Origin of the sequence: Pseudobacillus badius, from assembly GCF_002189605.1 — a bacterium.
Taxonomy (GTDB): Bacteria; Bacillota; Bacilli; order Bacillales; family Domibacillaceae; genus Pseudobacillus; species Pseudobacillus badius.
On the sequence record NZ_MWMM01000018.1, the window covers coordinates 19,976 to 37,505 of the forward strand.

14 protein-coding genes are annotated in these 17,530 nt (G+C 45.9%); 2 read left to right on the forward strand and 12 right to left on the reverse strand.

Annotation, left to right across the window (positions count from 1 at the left end; translation table 11 throughout):
- Positions 1 to 35: 35 nt before the first annotated feature.
- Positions 36 to 1,418, reverse strand: coding sequence for a protoporphyrinogen oxidase (hemG, locus tag B1A98_RS17830; RefSeq protein WP_063384007.1), 1,383 nt, complete (start codon positions 1,416 to 1,418; stop codon positions 36 to 38).
- Between the two features lie 396 nt (positions 1,419 to 1,814).
- On the opposite strand from hemG, the gene B1A98_RS17835 reads away from it, so the two are divergent.
- Positions 1,815 to 4,865, forward strand: a complete 3,051-nt coding sequence (locus tag B1A98_RS17835; RefSeq protein WP_240492416.1) for an efflux RND transporter permease subunit — start codon at positions 1,815 to 1,817, stop codon at positions 4,863 to 4,865.
- A gap of 129 nt (positions 4,866 to 4,994) precedes the next feature.
- Here B1A98_RS17835 and B1A98_RS17840 read toward each other — a convergent pair whose 3' ends face one another.
- The 3 genes from B1A98_RS17840 to B1A98_RS17850 form a co-directional block, all read right to left on the reverse strand.
- Positions 4,995 to 5,261: a hypothetical protein gene (locus B1A98_RS17840; RefSeq protein ID WP_223662671.1), complete on the reverse strand. Its 267-nt coding sequence runs from the start codon at positions 5,259 to 5,261 to the stop codon at positions 4,995 to 4,997.
- Between the two features lie 89 nt (positions 5,262 to 5,350).
- Positions 5,351 to 5,692 carry a YusW family protein gene (locus tag B1A98_RS17845; RefSeq protein WP_041101247.1) on the reverse strand — a complete coding sequence of 114 codons (342 nt, stop codon included), beginning with the start codon at positions 5,690 to 5,692 and terminating at the stop codon, positions 5,351 to 5,353.
- A gap of 37 nt (positions 5,693 to 5,729) precedes the next feature.
- A complete protein-coding gene (locus tag B1A98_RS17850; protein WP_063384009.1) occupies positions 5,730 to 7,676 on the reverse strand; it encodes a GTP-binding protein in 1,947 nt (648 codons plus the stop codon).
- Positions 7,677 to 7,861: 185 nt separating this feature from the next.
- Here B1A98_RS17850 and B1A98_RS17855 point away from each other — a divergent pair, with 185 nt between their 5' ends.
- Positions 7,862 to 9,139, forward strand: a complete 1,278-nt coding sequence (locus B1A98_RS17855) for an erythromycin esterase family protein (RefSeq protein WP_063384010.1) — start codon at positions 7,862 to 7,864, stop codon at positions 9,137 to 9,139.
- Between the two features lie 33 nt (positions 9,140 to 9,172).
- On the opposite strand, the gene glsA is transcribed toward B1A98_RS17855, so the two are convergent.
- From glsA to B1A98_RS17895, 8 genes are all read right to left on the reverse strand, one after another.
- Positions 9,173 to 10,102, reverse strand: a complete 930-nt coding sequence (gene glsA / locus B1A98_RS17860) for a glutaminase A (protein ID WP_063384011.1) — start codon at positions 10,100 to 10,102, stop codon at positions 9,173 to 9,175.
- Between the two features lie 301 nt (positions 10,103 to 10,403).
- Positions 10,404 to 11,474, reverse strand: a complete 1,071-nt coding sequence (mtnA, locus tag B1A98_RS17865) for an S-methyl-5-thioribose-1-phosphate isomerase (protein WP_063384012.1) — start codon at positions 11,472 to 11,474, stop codon at positions 10,404 to 10,406.
- On the reverse strand, positions 11,431 to 12,714 hold the full coding sequence (gene mtnK / locus B1A98_RS17870; protein WP_063384013.1) for an S-methyl-5-thioribose kinase: 1,284 nt from the start codon (positions 12,712 to 12,714) through the stop codon (positions 11,431 to 11,433). Before mtnK ends, mtnA begins: the two co-directional genes overlap by 44 nt.
- A gap of 14 nt (positions 12,715 to 12,728) precedes the next feature.
- Positions 12,729 to 13,733 (reverse strand): ABC transporter permease, encoded by a 1,005-nt coding sequence (locus B1A98_RS17875; protein WP_063384014.1) that lies wholly within the window; start codon positions 13,731 to 13,733, stop codon positions 12,729 to 12,731.
- Entirely contained in the window at positions 13,734 to 15,227 is a 1,494-nt protein-coding gene (locus B1A98_RS17880; RefSeq protein ID WP_223662658.1) for a sugar ABC transporter ATP-binding protein, read from the reverse strand.
- An 85-nt stretch (positions 15,228 to 15,312) separates the two neighbouring features.
- Positions 15,313 to 16,422 carry a sugar ABC transporter substrate-binding protein gene (locus B1A98_RS17885; protein ID WP_041101234.1) on the reverse strand — a complete coding sequence of 370 codons (1,110 nt, stop codon included), beginning with the start codon at positions 16,420 to 16,422 and terminating at the stop codon, positions 15,313 to 15,315.
- The gene (locus B1A98_RS17890; protein WP_370511079.1) at positions 16,406 to 16,708 is read right to left on the reverse strand and encodes a VOC family protein; all 303 of its coding nucleotides are present in this window, start codon (positions 16,706 to 16,708) and stop codon (positions 16,406 to 16,408) included. The genes B1A98_RS17885 and B1A98_RS17890 overlap by 17 nt, the downstream gene beginning before the upstream one ends.
- 135 nt (positions 16,709 to 16,843) lie before the next feature.
- Positions 16,844 to 17,482, reverse strand: a complete 639-nt coding sequence (locus tag B1A98_RS17895; RefSeq protein WP_041114210.1) for a methylthioribulose 1-phosphate dehydratase — start codon at positions 17,480 to 17,482, stop codon at positions 16,844 to 16,846.
- Positions 17,483 to 17,530: the final 48 nt, after the last annotated feature.

Below are 17,530 nucleotides of genomic sequence, written 5' to 3' on the forward strand. Positions count from 1 at the left end.
TTGGACCGGCTTTTCTTTTGGTGACGGAAAACTCTTTAAAACGACTCGATGATTTGTCTGGCAACCGCTTCGCCGTTTTCAATGCAGTCCGGGATGCCTACTCCGTAGTAGGAACAGCCGGCCAGCAGCACGCCTGGATAAGCGGCCGCAAGCGTCTTTTCCAGCTTTTCGACGGTTTGAGGGTGGGTAATTAAATAGTTCGGCATGCTGTCAGACCAGTTAGTGATCTCACTGACTGCCGGCTCCAAGTCCAGCCCCAAGGCTTTCCGGATATCACTCATGGCCAGACGGAGCAGCTCTGATTTCTCCATGCTTTGTAAAGAAGCAAAGGATGGATGGCTGCTTTTATAAAACAGCCGGACCAGCAGATTGCCGTTCGCCGACGTATGCGTCCACTTGCGGCTTGTCCATGTGCAGGCATTGCACAACAAGCCAGGATCATCCGCCGTAATGAAACCGGTGCCGTCCTCTGGCAGCAAGCTGTCAGACACATCAAATCCAGCATATATGCTGATCAGCGAGCTTGTTTTGAAAGGAGCAAAGGCCCGGGTAAGCTGCTGATCATCAAATAGCTTCTCAGCCGCTGTATGAGGAATGCTGAGGACGATATAATCTGCCTCCAGCGTTTCGCCATTGGTAAAAGATACGTGGTAACGGCCATTGATTTTTTCAATCCGCTCTGCTTGCGCATGCTTTCGGATTTCCGCTTCTTTAAGCTTGCTGGCCAATGCGTCAATAAGAGTGCCCAATCCGCCTTTGAAAGACAAAAACTTTTTGCCGCTGCTTTGGAACTTTTCCTTGTTAGCCTCCAACCCTTTAATTATGCTGCCGTACTTTTCCTTATAGTCCAGCAAGTATGGCAAGGTTGACGCGATCGTCAAATCGCTGAGGCGACCGGAATACACGCCCGATAAAACCGGGGCAATCTGCTTTTCGACCAATTCTTTGCCAAAAAAGTACTCAAGAAAGTCACCAATAGAGTCATTCTTTGTAAAGGTTTCGTTTTGTACATAAAAGTCTTTCAACGCTTCGACTTTTCCTTCTGCTGACACAAGCGTAGTTTTGGCTAACGATTCTACGCTTGTCGGAATGCCAAATACAGCATCCGCAGGAATTGGCTTTAATTCTCCATCTGTATAAATAAACGAACGGCCTGTGGCATTATATACGATTTCTTCTTGCAGGCCTAGCTCCTGGATCATTGGCAGGCTGATCGCCTTGCGCGTAACCATCGAATCGGCCCCCGATTCCATGATAAACCCGCTTTGTTTCACTGTGCTGATTTTGCCGCCAAGCTCACCAGAGGCTTCGGCAAGCACAAGGCTAACCTCTGAACCGGTGTCTTGTTTCCATTTATGCAATTCATATATGGCGGATAGCCCTGTAATGCCGCCGCCGATAACTAAGACTGTTTTCACTTATGCACACCTCTGTTTATGATGCATTTTTACTCTTTTCAAGTGTACCACAATAAGCTTTTGTTGAATCACTTCTATGCTGTATCCATCCGTTTATTTTGTGTCATTTTGTCCATTTTTGTCCCCGCTATCTCTTTCTCTCCTCTTCAGCCGTCTCAGCCTAAAGTCTTAGGGAAATATCTGTCTGCGGTTCATTATGACATAGGAAGAAATAGGTTAGGATGGAAAATGATGAAGGAACTCACCAAATACATACTGTTCGTCCTTACTAATCTTCCTAGAACTTTACTCGTTTGGATTTTTCGCAATAATTCAATTTCAATTGCAATTAAGCTATCTGTTTCACGCATATAGTTGAAACTTGAGGTCCTCGTTACATAATTAACAAAAAGGAGAATGATGATGAACGCCTTAAAATTTATTGTTCAAAGAAAGATCCTAATTGGATTGCTAACCATCTTCATTATGATCATCGGCGGCTACTCGATTCTGAAGCTGGATAAAGAGCTGATGCCGGGGATCGAAATGGATGGCGCTTTTGTAGAAATAAGCGCGGGTGAAATGTCGGCTGCTGAGGTGGAAAGGACCATTACCATCCCCCTGGAGCAGAGGCTAGAGGCCATTGATGGAATAGAAAACACCCAATCCACAACAAATATCGGACGCAGCTCATTTCAAATCACCTTTGAGCGCGGGCGCGGAAAAGAGCTGTATAAGGAAGTCGAATCAGCCGCTAACGCTCTGAAAACGGAAGTTTCCGATATTACTGATCTTACGTCGGGACAATATGGAACGAGCCAGAGTTATGAATTTTTTCTAGATGTATCCGGCGGAAACATGGAGGAAATGTCTTCTTTTGCCAAGAACGTGCTGGAACCCCGCCTGGAGTCACTGCCGGAGGTTAGAGATGTCTCACTTTCCGGTGTGCTGGAGCATGAAGCAGCTATTGAATTTGACCGCAAAAAACTAACCGAGAAAGGATTGGATATCCAGCAAGTCACAGAAGCTATCCAATCTGCAAATGATGAAGCCACCTTAGGCGAATTAAGCGGTGACAAAGAGTCCCCCTCTTTACGCTGGGATACAAAACTAACCAATATCGAAGACATTAAAAATATCAGCCTGCCCTCACCAACAGGTTTCGTAAAATTAAAAGAAATAGCGGACGTTTCCCTTCATCCGCAGGAAAACTCCTCCTTCGTCTGGAAAAATGGCACCAAAGACTTTATCCTTGTGCAGGTCGGCCGGACTTCTGATGTGACGCAAATCGAGATGGCCGAAGCCGTACGAGCGGAAATTAAAACGATCAAAAAAGAGCAGCTTGTGAAAGGATTTGAGTTAAACGAAATCGTAGCGCAAGCCGATTATGTGAAGGAATCGTTGGACGGCGTGACTGCTAATATTTTAATTGGCGGCGTCATCGCTATCGCTGTACTTCTTATTTTCCTGCGGAACCTTCGGGCGACCTTTATTATTGGCTTGTCAATTCCGACTTCCGTCCTGCTGACCTTCGCTGCCATGTGGATGTTCGGCTATAGTTTCAACATCTTGACGTTGATCGGCCTTGGGCTGGGGATTGGCATGATGGTTGATTCCTCAATCGTTATTTTGGAATCGATATACAGAAAGAAAGAACAAGGACTAGGAAATTTTGACGCGGTACTGGCAGGAACAAAAGAAGTAGCGGCAGCCGTTATTGCCTCTATGCTGACGACTATCGTTGTATTTCTGCCGATAGGACTGATCGGCGGCGATATGGGTCAATTTATGATCATGCTGTCCGCAGTCGTTGCTATCACACTCATCAGCTCTGTCATTATTGCCTTTACGCTGATTCCTTCACTTTCGGAAAAGCTGTTGAAGCTCCAAAAGCCAAAGAAAACACTCAAGGAAGGGCCTTTTATGCGGGGCTACAACCGGATGATCGCTTGGACCATTAAGAAAAAACGAAACAGCCTGGCAGTGATCGTTCTCTTTTTCATCATGTTTGCCGGTTCGTTATCTCTTGCTGCCAAGATTCCGATGACGATTATGCCTGATATGTTTAATCGTTACACGGAATTAATGGTCAATCTGGAAACAGGGCTTTCTCCTGACGAGAAAGAAAAAGTGGCACAAAAAATGAATGAAAAATTGCGTTCAATTGAGGATGTGGACTCTAACTATATCATGGATAATGGAGGGGTGTTCTATGCCATTATCAACATGACAAAGGGAGATCAGATCAAAGAAGACCAAAAAACCGTCAATGAACAGATTTTGAAATCACTGCGCAGCCTGCAGAAAACCGTTCCTATTGAAAATGTCCAAAGCGCTATGTCCGGCGGCGGCAGTTCACCTGTCCAAATAAACATTAAGGGCGAAGATCTCAACGAGCTGCAAGCTGTTGCGGATGACTTTATGAAAGAGCTTCATACAATTGATGGAGTGACTGGAGCAACTCACTCCATGAATCGAACTTCAAATGAACAAGTTATCGTTCTGAACGAAAAAGAAATTGAGAAAGCCGGCTTATCACAAACACAAATCAAGCAATTCATTGAACAGGCGCTCTTGCAAATGCCTGCTGGCGAAATGAAAATGCAGGATGAAAACGTGCCGATAATGATGAAATGGTCAGAAAAAACCAATACTCAAGCTGCACTCTTGGACGTGAAAGTGCCAGGCAAAACGGGCGAAGAAAAACTGTCGGCCTTCGTCGATTTCAAAAGTGTGAAAACGCCTAATGAGATTTCTCATGCAGACGGCGAACGCCTTCTTTCCATATCAGCTGATATCGAAGGAAGAGACCTGGGAGCTGTAAACCGGGATGTGCAAAAGCTGATTGAAGATTTTAAAGCCCCGGCCGGCTATACCGTCGCGGCCGCCGGAGATCTTAAACAGCAGCAGGAATTGATGATGGATATGATTCTCGTCTTAGTCCTTGCTCTCTTCCTTGTCTATGTAGTGATGGCCGTACAGTTTAATCATTTAGGCCATCCGCTTATCGTGATGTCAGTGATCCCAATGACCATTACCGGCGTTCTCCTTGGGCTATTCGTTACCCAACGAGAGCTGAATCTGATGTCCGGCATAGGGGTAATCATGTTGATTGGCATTGTGTTAAACAACGCTATTCTGCTTATCGACCGTACAAATCAGCTCCGCAAACAAGGCTATACAGTCGAGAAGGCTCTGGCCGAAGCAGGCAAAACCCGTCTGCGCCCAATTTTTATGACAACCTTAACAACAGTTGGCGGCATGATTCCTTTAGCTTTGGCATCAGGCACTTCCGGCAACTATCAGGCCCCTATGGCTACTGTCATTATCTGCGGCCTACTGTTTGCGACCTTTATTACATTGTTCTTAATTCCAGCCGTCTACCGCTTATTTACGAGCAAGCGCAAGGACGCAAAGAAGCAAACAACAGCAGATGACACTGCTTCTTTATCAAAAAATATAAGCTAACAGCAAACATCCCTTTTGGCCGATCCAAAAGGGATGTTTATCATGTCTGCAGCTGACTGCTTCTCTTAAGAGCTTTTGTTCCGTTTTCTTCTGAGAAGACAGCCATTGCGATAAAAGACACCGGTTTTCTTATTTATTTCGCTTCAGCTGCTCCAGCTGCTTTTTGCTGTCATTCAGCTGCTCCTCCAGCCGCTGAATCGGTTCCGCATGTTCACTTTTCGCCCATGCGTTCTGCAAAGCGCTATCTGCTTGATGGACTGTGTTCTGCGCTCGTTGTATTGTCTGAGCTGTAGGGTTTGATTGCGCCTGCCCCATTGCTTCTGCCACGTTATCTATCGAGTTGCGCAATTGCGAAATGACATTTTCATTTTTCCAGCTGGCTTCTGTATGATCCATAATAAAGGCCTCCTTCTCTGTCAAATATGGTATGCCTTTACTATGTCAAAATAGCCCTTGCCTTATGCACCGGTGTGAATCGGAACGGTTTATTTTTCGTCTTCTATTTCTAATTTTTTGCCATTTTTAAACGTAATTTCAAGCTCTATTTCTTTGTAGCCAAAAGGCAGTTCAAATGCTTGCAGCGCCTTTTTAATCGCTTGCCGTTTAGACATTTTTCTTCTGATGTCCAGCTTCCTCAGCCGCGGGTAAAGCAGCTTAAATGCTTCCTCCCCCTTCACATCTAATCCGTTTAACTCGTCTTCAATCTTTACTTTAATTGTACGATTTTTTTTGCTTCGCTCGATTTCCGCTTCATACTCTTTATTTTTTCCATAAGACACTTCCAGCTCAAACTCTTTGAACTTTAAATCCGCTAACTTCCCTTTCATCCTCTCACTCCCTTTATAATTTTTCCTTGCTGATCGCCTACCGCAAGCAATGCATTTTCGCTTCCGCCTCATCCCAGGCAACAGTGTAGCCCTGGCCTTTGGAACAGAAAATGGATGACGAGCTGTATTCAGGGTCCGCATCTTTATTATAACCGATTCTTGTGATCACCTCTTCCTTATTGTGGCAGCAGTCGTATCCGCCAAAAACGAGGGTGATCATTCCTTTTCCTTGAGTAAAAGCGGCAAGGTCTGCACTATAATTCATAAAGGTCGCGACCGGTGCTTTTCCGGTCAATACCGCTTTATTCCCCTCCGTCTGCGGGGGATCAAATGTACCGTGTGCTGTCTGGATGTCCGCGAGCACTTTGCCCATCTGCTCCATGTCTACTTTGATTTTAAAATCATAATAAGGCTCTAATAAAAGATTTTCTGCTTTTTCCAGCCCTTGTCTTAACGCCCGATAAGCCGCTTCCCGAAAGTCCCCGCCCGATGTGTGCTGGTTATGGGCGCGGCCTGTAAGAAGCGTAATCTGAATATCCGTTAAGCCCGATCCTGTTAAAAGGCCGCGGTGTTCTCTCTCAAACAGATGATGGCGAATAAGATTTTGATGGCCGATCGTTAAATCATTGACATGACACGCATTTTTAAAAGCAATGCCGCTGTTTCTGGCTGCCGGCTCCAGTTTTAAATGAACCTCCGCATAATGGCCTAACGGCTCAAAATGGCCGCAGCCGCTGACTGGAGCAGCAATCGTTTCCTTATAAATAATTTCCGGGTCACCGAAAGAGACATCAAAGCGAAACCGCTCCTTAATCACCTGCTTTAAAATCTCCAGTTGAATCGCTCCCATGATGTGAATATGGATTTCCTGCAAACTTTCTTCCCATGTGACATTTAAAGACGGGTCCTCCACATCAAGCATGTTCAAGCAGCGCAAAGCCTCTTTGATATGAACGGATGAGTCGACGTTGACTTTAGCCTTTAAAGTCGGGACCATTTCATAGGCGCCCTTTTCATTTAATACGCCAAGCCCATCGCCGGCGCCTGCTTGCGACAGTCCTGTCACGGCAAACAGCTCACCCGCTGCCGCCTCATTGGCTGTTTGAAACTTATGGCCGTTGTACACCCTGATTTGTGTTACTTTTTCACTCATTCCCTCTCCGTACTGGATCTCGTCGCGCACGCGCAATGTGCCGCTCAACGCTTTAATAAACGTAATCCTCGTTCCATTGAGATCATGCTTTACTTTATAAACCCGCCCGGAAAACGGGGCATCCTGCCGGTAATCAGTCTCCGTCAGCCGCTCTAATTTCTCCAGGAAAGCGGCAATGCCGATATCATGAAGCGCAGAGCCGCTGGCACACGGAAAGATCCTTCTGTCTTTCACCTGCTGAAGGAGTGTTCGAAGCCATAGACCTTCCTCGTACTCTCCTTCGAGGTAGCGCTCAAGCAAGCCTTCATCCCGCTCAGCAACAAATTCAATGAAATTGTCACTCAAATGCCCTTTATGAAAATCATCGGTTAAATCAAACACCTCTCCAGTTAATTCAGACCGGATCTCCTCTAATACTCGCTGAGCGTCTGCACCGGTACGGTCTGTTTTATTAATAAAGAAAAAGACAGGAACGTTATACTTGCGGAGCAGCTGCCAAACAGTCTCCGTATGTCCTTCCAGCCCTTCAACGGCGCTGATGATAATGATGGCATAGTCAAGCACTTGGATAGAACGCTCCATTTCTGCAGAGAAATCGGCGTGACCCGGCGTATCAATTAAATAATAAACAGAATTTCCATAAGGCATGATCGCCTGATCGGCAAATACTGTAATGCCTCTTTGTTTCTCAATCTCATGGCTATCAAGAAAAGCATCCTTATGGTCGACTCTTCCCCTTTGCTTAATGCTGTTTGTATGATAAAGAAGCTGCTCGGAAAAAGTCGTTTTTCCAGCATCTACATGGGCAAATACACCGATGGTTTTGTTCATTGCACACCTCTGTTATGTTTCTTTGAAATATACAAAGCATTATATCAAAAAATGCGGCCGGCCACCGTCCGCAGCTTCACATTTTCAGGAAGATTCTCTTCTCTCATGCCACGGGTATTGTGGCTGTAAAGGTGCATAATAAACTAGACTCTCTTGATAACCAATCAAAAAAGGAGCTTTTATTTATGAATCATTCACTTGCCGGTGCCATTCGGAACTATGCGAGCCCATTGGAAACAAATGAGGATTTAACAAAGCTGATCGAAGCTGTCGGAGAAGCCAAAATTGTTCTTTTAGGCGAGGCAAGTCATGGCACCTCTGAATTTTATTCTATGCGGGCTGCCCTATCTAAAAGGCTGATCACCGAAAAAGGATTTTCTATTCTTGCAGTGGAAGGAGACTGGCCTTCAGCCCAGCAGGTGAACCGTTATATTAAAGGATACGACTCGGAAAAGAGGAAGGCAGAAGAGGCATTGCAGGCATTTGATCGCTGGCCAGCCTGGATGTGGGCAAATGAAGAAATGGCCATTCTCATCGAGTGGCTGCGGGCTTATAACGAAAAAAGGAAGGACCGCCAGCAAGTCGGCTTCTATGGAATTGATGTATACAGCTTATGGGAGTCGATAGAGGAAGTGCTTAATTACTTATCGCGCACAAAGCCGGCTGGCATTGATTTAACTTTGGCCAGGAAAGCATTCTCCTGCTTCGAGCCCTTCAACCGCCAGCCGGAGAATTATGCTGTTTCCACTTTGAATCTTTCCGATGGATGCACAGAAGAGGTTTCTAAGCTGCTGGCTTCGATCCGCACTCACGAAAAACAGTATGCAGGAACAGAAGAAGCAGACCTTAATTTAAAAATCAATGCGCTAGTGGCCAAAAACGCTGAGCGGTATTATCGAGCCATGGTCAGAAGCGACACCCTTTCGTGGAATATCCGTGATGAACATATGGCAGAAACGATCAACGAATTGCGAAGTTATCATGGAAAAGACGCAAAACTAATCGTTTGGGAGCATAATACCCATATAGGTGATGCATCGGCTACCGATATGAAAAACGAAGGGATGATTAACGTCGGCCAGCTTATCCGGGAACAAAATCAGGAAGAAGAAGTATTTGCTGTTGGCTTCGGCACTTATCACGGCACCGTCATTGCGGCTGAAGAATGGGGAGCCCCGTTTCAAACAATCGACGTTCCGCCCGCACAAAAGCATTCGTGGGAAGCAGTTCTCCACCAAGCAGGCGCCTATAACAAACTTCTGCTCTTTAATAAGCACAACCGCTCCTTGTTTAATAACTGGATTGGCCATAGAGCGATCGGGGTAGTGTACGATCCTGAATATGAAGCTTACGGAAATTATGTTCCCTCCCAGATTGCCAGCCGTTATGATGCGTTCATTTATATTGACCAAACAAGAGCCCTCGCACCTTTAGCAGCAAAGAAAGCCGTGCCAAACAAGTAAGGGCTTGCTGCCGCTCTCAGGAAGTTAAAAGCTTCAAAATATACTCAAGGAATACTGCTCCGACAGCATTTCCAGCAGCTTCAGCCCTGCTATGCTATTTCCTTTTTCATCAAGAGCAGGACCGAATATGCCGATGCCAAACCGATTAGGAACTACCCCCATGATCCCGCCGGAGACACCGCTCTTTGCCGGAATGCCGATGCGGACAGCAAATTCTCCGGCAGCGTTATACATGCCGCAAGTCACCATAAAGGTTTTGCATATCCTGACAATGTCTTTTGGAATTAATTGTTCCTTCGTGAATGGGTCCTCTCCATTCAGCGCAAAGACCAAGCCGATTCTGGCCAGGTCCAGGCAATTCATCTCAATGGCACATTGCTTTGTATACAGCTCTAACAGCTCTTCTACGTTCTCTTCAATAATCTTATGCTCCATCATAAAGTAACATAATGCCCGGTTTAAATACGCTGTTTCAAACTCTGACCGGGCGACCTCCTCGGAATAGCTGAGCTGCTGGCCGCCCGCCAGCCGTTGGACAAATGCCCGGATGCGCTCCAGTCTGTCATTAATTGAAGATCCTTTGATCATGCTTGTCACAGCCAACGCCCCCGCATTAATCATCGGATTGAGCGGCTTAGACGGATTGTACAGTTCAAGCTTTACGATAGAGTTGAACGGGTCTCCCGTCGGTTCATACCCGACCTTTTCAAATACCCTTTTTTCTCCGCAATCCATTAAAGCAAGCGCCAGCGTCAATACTTTCGATATGCTTTGCAAAGTGATTTTTTTCTCTACTTCCCCTGCCGAAATGCACTTGCCATCAGAATGAAAAATAGCGATAGACAGATCATTCGGATTTTCTTTTTTTAGCGCTGGAATATAATCAGCTACTTTTCCTTGTGCTGTATATTTTTTTGCTTCCATTACTAATTCATTTAATTTGTCACTGGAATAGCAAGGCATACCCATCCTCCTTTGTTCTTTGGCTCTTAAAAACGGGATATTGATTTGATTAGTTTCAGCTAAATAATTGAAGTTTATCCCGTGCGCCTCAGCTCTTGACCTCCTGTAAAAAAGGCGGCTTGCCCTTAGCGTGTCTTTTACGGTGTGATCCAAACAAAAAACAGCTTCACTTGCTGGCGGATGGAGGCGGATGATTTCCATGCCATTCAACAGGACCGGTAAAGATAGGAAAAAGCGGTTCGGAGTACGACTATTCCGAACCGCTTTTGGCGATAAATGGATGCTTGCCATGAGTGACCGCTTAATTTTCTTTCTGCAGAAGGCGGCTCAGGCTTTCATCAAAAGGAGCATAAGCGATGCCTTTCTCAGTAATAATAGCAGTAATCAAGTGATGATCCGTAACATCAAAAGCTGGATTGTATATTTTTACGCCTTGAGGAGCCATCGGTTTCTCATACCATTGTGTGCTTATTTCCTCTTTGCTGCGCAGTTCAATTGGAATGTCAGCACCAGATGGGCACCCCGGGTCTATTGTAGATAAGGGGGCGCACACATAAAATGGGATGCCGTAATGCTTTGCCAGCACGGCCAGACCGGATGTGCCGATTTTATTGGCGGTATCTCCGTTAGCCGCCACACGGTCACAGCCCACCAGCACGGCTTGCACCTTTCCTTCTTTCATGACAATCGAAGCCATATTATCGCAAATTAACGTCACATCAACTCCGGCTTCTTGCAGCTCCCAAGCTGTCAGGCGGGCGCCTTGCAGCAGGGGTCTCGTTTCATCCGCATACACACTGAACTGATAGTTCCTCTCCTGCCCCAAATAGATAGGAGCCAATGCTGTGCCATATTTAGCGGTTGCAATGGTGCCGGCGTTACAATGAGTAAGAAGCCCCCATCCTGGCTCCAGTAATGAAAGCGCATGTTCGCCAATTGCCAGGCACACCTTTTCATCTTCCGCCTGGATGTTGTCCGCTTCTTCCTTCAATGCTTGCTTAATGACGGCAACGCTTTGATCTGCTTCTTGATGCAGCCGGTCTTCCATCCGCTGCAGCGCCCAAAATAAATTAACGGCCGTCGGACGGGAGGACGCCAAATATTGCTTGGCTTTTCGAAATTGATCAGCGAGCTCCGCATAAGACGCTGCATTGGATCGCTTAACGCTTAAATAAATGCCATAAGCCGCCGCAATCCCGATAGCGGGCGCTCCTCTGACCTTTAGATGATAGATTGCCTCCCAAATATCTTCTAGTGCTGAGAGTTGCAGAAAGACCTTTTCATTCGGCAGCAGGGTCTGGTCGAGAAGCACAAGAATATCGTTGTCGTCATCCAGCCGTACTGATTGAATGGCTGTTACTGGTGTTGTCATGGTTGATTGCCCCTTTACTAAACTGATCCACGCTTCGGCGCAGCACCTTTACAAAATCTTTTCCTGAGCGGATACTTGCCCGCTCAAGGATAAACGCTTTTCCGGCTGTTACACAAATCTTTTCAGCCTCCACCCTGTTTTCTTCATCAGAAATGGAGGTTAAATCCTTCACATGGGCGATGCCGATGACCCTCCGGCACAGTTCAAGCCCTGCAGCAGCCGCCGTATCTTCCAGAATAGAATCTACATACCACTCTTTAAAGCCCGGAACAGTTGCTGTTTGCTCAGTCACTGCTTCATCCCATAACTCCAAGAATTTTCGTGAAAACAGCTCAATGACTTGAGCAATTGTTTCTTCTAAATACTGAAGATACTCGTTTTTCCTCTTCTCTTCTTTGATTGTGTAGCTCGCATGAACGTAGGCAAAGATTAAATTCGCCACAACGTTCCCGATATCATAGCCTGCCGGTCCATAAAACGCGAACTCAGGATCAATAATTTTCACCGAATCTTCTTTTATAAAAATCGAGCCGGTATGCAGGTCGCCGTGAAGCAGCGACTGGGCCTTGGTCATAAAGTCAAACTTTAGTTTGGCTGTTTCTAATGCCAGCTCTCGGTCATTCCAAATCGTTTGATGAACAAACTCTTTCGTTCCTTCGAATACATCATTTTGCTCGCAATTATAGAATGGCTCGGTATAAACTAAATCTTCAGTAATTTCACAAAGCTCCGGGTTCGTGAATTGCTGTACCCGCCCTTTCTTTTCTTTATGCCCCATCACGACATCAGATGTAAGCAGCAGCGTGCGCGCAAGAAACGTTGTGATCTGATCAGCAAATAATGGGAATTTTTTATGATTTAAAAGGGCTGAACGCATAATCTCATGATCAGATAAATCATCCATTACACAGCAATTCATGACTGGATCGTAAGAATACACTTTCGGGACAAAGCCTTGGGCCAGCTCTCCTTGAAGCGCCAATATCTCACTTTCAATCCGGTTGCGGTCAGGAGACACTTTGAAAGCGTCGGAAATGCGGGCTACCGGACCTGCCTGCTTGACAATAATTGACTGCCCGCTGTTAAGATCCGTCACTTTAAACACATAATTTAAATTGCCGTCTCCGATCTCCCGGCATTCCAAGTCCGCATCCTCAGCAAAAATATTCAGCCTTTCCCGTACATATTCCGCTGCGTCTGTTTCGTTCATCGTAAAGTAAGCTGACGCAAAATCTCTCATATGAGTCCCCTCCCTTATTTTTGCTTATAATAAGTAAGCCCGAGCGCAAACGCTAAAACAGCTCCTTTTACGATATCCATCGCGTAGTAAGGGACAGACATCATAACAAGACCGTTTTGCAAAATGCCGATTAGTACAGCTCCAATAAATGTGCCAATTGCATTAGGCTTTCCGGCTCCAAATACAGCAAAACCAATGAAAGCGGCGGCCACAGCATCCATTAAATACGGGGAGCCCGCGTTGATCTCCGCCGTCATAAGCCTCGCGGCGAGCACCGTGCCGCCAACAGCGGCACAAACAGCAGAAAGCAGGTAAGCAATGACTTTATATTTGTTGACCGGTATTCCGGACAGCCGGGCTGCCTCCTGATTGCCTCCAATGATATACATGTACCTTCCGTGCTTGGTATATGACAAAAAGATGTGAACAAGAACAACTGCTGCGACCATTACGAAAATAATCCAGGGAACCTGGCCGATTTTTTCAAATATCGGGCTAATGGTTCCTGCGGCAAAGGAGCCGTCCGGCATCACCATGTTTTGAGTAATCGTCGCCCCTTTCGTATAAGTCAAAGCGGCTCCTTGAATAATAAACATCATCGCTAAAGTTGTAAGCATATCCGGAATTTTAAACTTCACAATCAATAAAGCGTTGATTGCCCCTACTGCGATCGCGGCAGCTAACGCAGCAATCAAAGCGACAAATAGATTTTGGGAGTACCAGACAAACATCGAGATAACAAGTGCATTTGCCAACGAAGCAGTCGATCCTACAGACAGATCAAATCCATTAATCGCCAGAGAGATCGTTACACCGATAGCAATGATCGTAACAATAGAAATTGACCGTAAAATATTAATGATATTTTCGCCTTCGATAAAGGCGGGGTTTGCCCACGTAAAAACAGCGATTAACAGACCGATTGTCAGCAGAGTGCCGTACTTATAAAACCAGCTGAACAGCTGAAAAGATTTTTTGACCGGTTGTTTTTTCACTGTGGCTATTTGTTCTGTCGCCATTTACTTTCCTCCTGTTGAGTAATACAAAATTTCTGCTTCGCTTGTTGAGCTGGTTGGCACCTCTTTCACAGCCTCGCCGTCATAGACTACATAGACCCGATCTGTCATGCCCAGAATATCGGCCAGCTCGCTTGAGGCGTAGATTACTCCCTTTCCTTGCTTAGCAAGCTCAGTGATCAACCCAAAAATCTCCCGCTTCGCTCCGACATCGACCCCTTTAGTCGGCTCATCAAAAATGTAAATATCAGCTTCACCCAGCAGCCATTTGCCAATGACCACCTTTTGCTGGTTTCCCCCCGATAAATTTGCCACCTTCGCTTCTGCGGACGGCGTCACAATGCCCAATCGCTGAATCATGTCTTCCGCCGCACGCTTCTCTTTCTTAAAATCAATAAAACTGAAAAGCTTAGAAAATCGGCTCATGGCAGAAACCGTTAAATTCGTGGCAACCGACTCGGAAATGATCATTCCCTCTTTCCGTCTTTCTTCAGGCACGAGAACCATTCCATACCGCACAGCATCCGCCGGGGAAGCAATGTTTACTTTCTGGCCCCGGATGAAAATAGTGCCTGACGTCTGAAGAGATGCACCGAATAAAGCCTGGCAAATTTCTGTTTTTCCTGCGCCGACGAGGCCGGCAATGCCGATAATTTCTCCCTTCCTCACTTCAATGTTCAAGTTTTTGACCATGTTATCATCCGATAGATTCTTCACTTCAAGAATCGTTTCCCCGGTTGAAGGCTGGCGGGAAGGATATTGTTCATCTAACGTTTTTCCAAGCATTTGTTCAATGACATCATCCGGGGAAGTCAAAGCGGTCTTTTCTTTCATGACCAGCTCTCCGTTTCTCATCACGGCTATTTCCTCACAAATAGCAAACAACTCCGGCAGCCGGTGGGAAATAAAAATAATAGCGACTTCCTTGTCCTTTAAAAGCCGGATTAACCGGAATAACTCTTCCGTTTCCGTCTGACTTAACGGCGCCGTAGGCTCATCTAATATTAAACAGCTGCATTGATCGGAAATTGCCCTTGCGATGAGCACCATTTGCTTTTCTGCGAGGGTCAGCTCATCCACCCGCTTATGGGTAGAGATCACTACATTCAGATTGGCCAGCACATCCGCTGCCTGCTTATGAAGTTGCTTCCAATGAATCAGCTGTTTTTTGCCCATTCCATGAATCATTTGCTCCAGCATAATATTTTCGCCAACGGTTAAATGAGGAATGAGCGCCGTATCAACCTCCTGATACACCATTTGCACACCGAATTGCTTGGCGTCTTTCGGCGAACGAATGGCTGCTTGTTCGCCATGAAAATAAATCTCGCCCCGGTAATGGCCATAAGCTCCGGATAGCACCTTCATCAATGTAGATTTTCCCGCTCCATTGGCACCGATCAAAGCATGAATTGTTCCTTTTTCCACATGGAAATTCACATTTTTCAAAGCCGCTACCCCCGGGAAATCAATCGAGATGTTTCTCATTTCAATCATTGTGCTCGTTCCCTTCATCTAAAATGGGGATGGCCATTAAGTAAAGCGGACGCATCCGCTGCCAAATCAGCGAATGCCGCCTTTCTTAATAGTGTTCTTTCAGTGTTTTCATCCACTCTTCTTCAAACGCGTCCGATTTTCCCCAGTTTGGAATGACGCTCTTTAAGCTTTCCATATTTACCGGTTCTTTCGATGAAGCTAATTCTTTTTGGGAAATTAAACTGGCGTCTAAAGCGTATTCTTGCGGAGTCTCCTCCCCTGCCAATTTCTTGGCGAGGATTCTCATATCAATCTTGCCAATAAGCGCCGGATCGACGGCTGCTGTATACTTCCACGAACTTCCTTTTTCCTGTATAAGCTGCAAATCTGCATTGGAAACGTCAATTCCGTAAATTTTCACTTCTTCCCGTCCCGCTTCTTTAATGGCGCGGGCTGCGCCAATGGCAAAGGCATCCCATGTGGCATAAATGGCATCTAATTTTCCTTTCGGATATTTTTTCAGCATTGCCTGAACAGCGTTTTGGGTCTGTACAGATGTATCGGCTGCGGCTACGCCAAATCTTTCTACCTCTTTAATGCCCGGGTTCTTCTTTAATGTCTCTTCATATACAGCATTCCGGCGAACCATTGGCGGAAAGCCATCGACCCACAGATAAGCAATATTGGCTTTTCCATTGAAATCCTTCACCAGCTGATCCAAGCTCAGGGCAGCTAACGCTTTGTCATCCTGGGAAGTCAACGTGACACCCTCTACTTCTTTTAACTTTTCAATAGAGTCAAACGCGACCACGCTTTTTCCTTTCTCCGTTAACTTTTTCACAGCATCTGCTGTTGCGGCGTCATCCCCGTGGGAAATAACCACTCCGTCGTAATCCTGATTCGCCGCTTGTGCAATGGCATCATGGAATTTTGCTGTATCGCCGTTGGCCGTGAAAATATCCACTTTAAAACCGAGCTCCTCGCCCTCTTTTTTTGCTCCGGCTAAAAACTGGGCGGTATGGTCATCACCGCCAATTTTGCGGATTACTTTTACTTTCACTTCTTCCCCGTTTGCGAATCGTTCGGGTACATTTTCAATTTTCCCCGGCGTCTTTCCACTGGATGATGAAGCTCCTTCTTCACCCGCTGAACAGCCGGTCAACAATAGTGTGAAGGTTAAACCGGACACAGCCAGCTTTTTAAATAATTTTCTCATCTAAACTCCCCCTGAATATTTTCTGTAAATTAATTGATTTCAAATAATTCGAGCTATTCCCGTCCGGCCCTTCAAAGAATAGGTAACGGGCGCCGTTCGGCAGCTCTGTACTTTCCGTTTCAATGAAGCGGGCACCAGCGTCCTTCAGCCTTGCTGTCTCTTCCTCTACATTCTCCGCCTTTAACGCTAAATGGTGTACTTTTCCTTCTGCCGGCAGTGAATCATGATAGCCTTCCAGCAGCTCAATTTTCGTCCTGTTTTTGTCCTCTGTTCCGATGAAAGCCATCTTTATGCTGCCATTTGGGTGATCGAGGCGCCCTAGAAGCTGGAAACCGACCTCTCTAAATCCTTTACCGTCATTCCTGTATGCTCCATTCTTTGAAGCAAATTCCTTCCCGCCATTCCTTATCATAAATGCGTGTTATAGTTGCTTAATCGCCTGTAAGTTTGCCTTTGCTTGCAAAAGAGCCAGATGGTACTCAAATAGAAATTCACATGCTTCAAGTACTTTTTTAGCCTCGAAGCCATCCTTTCCCCAGACGGTAATCCCATGGCTGCGGATCAGAACCGCTCCTTGATCAGCCTTTACATATGGGGCCAGCGCAGCTGCCAGCCTGGGAATCTCAGCATAGTTATCAATGATCGGCACTTCCCACTCCGCGTCTTCTTCCCAACGGCCAAATGCTTTAATCAGTTCCTGCCCTTTAAATACTACTTTTCCTTCATCGCCATACAGCTCGGAGACCACATTATTAGCTACCGTATGAACGTGAAGGCTGCAGCCTGCGTTTGATCGCTCATAGATTTCGCAATGAAGAAGCGTTTCCGCTGAAGGCTTTACATTGGTTTCACCGACGGGCCTGCCGTCTTTGTCAACAATCAAAAAATCTTCATTCGTGCTCTTCCGCTTGTCTTTTCCGCTGGCTGTCACAAGGAACTGGAGCGGATTATTCTGAATCTTTATAGATAAATTGCCGCTAGTGCCCATAAACCAGTCTCGTTCAGCCAGCTCGGCTTTTATTTCTGCCAGTTCATGAATACGGGTGATAAATATGCTCATTTTGCATCAACCTGCCTTTCTATACAAAAAACCTCTTCGATAAGAAGA

What these genes read in the sequence shown, in the direction of transcription:
- B1A98_RS17835 (WP_240492416.1), top strand. Translation starts at nt 1,815, where the DNA reads ATGATGATGAACGCCTTAAAATTTATTGTTCAAAGAAAGATCCTAATT.
- B1A98_RS17840 (WP_223662671.1), bottom strand. Translation starts at nt 5,261, where the DNA reads ATGGATCATACAGAAGCCAGCTGGAAAAATGAAAATGTCATTTCGCAA.
- B1A98_RS17845 (WP_041101247.1), bottom strand. Translation starts at nt 5,692, where the DNA reads ATGAAAGGGAAGTTAGCGGATTTAAAGTTCAAAGAGTTTGAGCTGGAA.
- B1A98_RS17850 (WP_063384009.1), bottom strand. Translation starts at nt 7,676, where the DNA reads ATGAACAAAACCATCGGTGTATTTGCCCATGTAGATGCTGGAAAAACG.
- B1A98_RS17855 (WP_063384010.1), top strand. Translation starts at nt 7,862, where the DNA reads ATGAATCATTCACTTGCCGGTGCCATTCGGAACTATGCGAGCCCATTG.
- glsA (WP_063384011.1), bottom strand. Translation starts at nt 10,102, where the DNA reads ATGCCTTGCTATTCCAGTGACAAATTAAATGAATTAGTAATGGAAGCA.
- mtnA (WP_063384012.1), bottom strand. Translation starts at nt 11,474, where the DNA reads ATGACAACACCAGTAACAGCCATTCAATCAGTACGGCTGGATGACGAC.
- mtnK (WP_063384013.1), bottom strand. Translation starts at nt 12,714, where the DNA reads ATGAGAGATTTTGCGTCAGCTTACTTTACGATGAACGAAACAGACGCA.
- B1A98_RS17875 (WP_063384014.1), bottom strand. Translation starts at nt 13,733, where the DNA reads ATGGCGACAGAACAAATAGCCACAGTGAAAAAACAACCGGTCAAAAAA.
- B1A98_RS17880 (WP_223662658.1), bottom strand. Translation starts at nt 15,227, where the DNA reads ATGATTGAAATGAGAAACATCTCGATTGATTTCCCGGGGGTAGCGGCT.
- B1A98_RS17885 (WP_041101234.1), bottom strand. Translation starts at nt 16,422, where the DNA reads ATGAGAAAATTATTTAAAAAGCTGGCTGTGTCCGGTTTAACCTTCACA.
- B1A98_RS17890 (WP_370511079.1), bottom strand. Translation starts at nt 16,708, where the DNA reads ATGGCTTTCATCGGAACAGAGGACAAAAACAGGACGAAAATTGAGCTG.
- B1A98_RS17895 (WP_041114210.1), bottom strand. Translation starts at nt 17,482, where the DNA reads ATGAGCATATTTATCACCCGTATTCATGAACTGGCAGAAATAAAAGCC.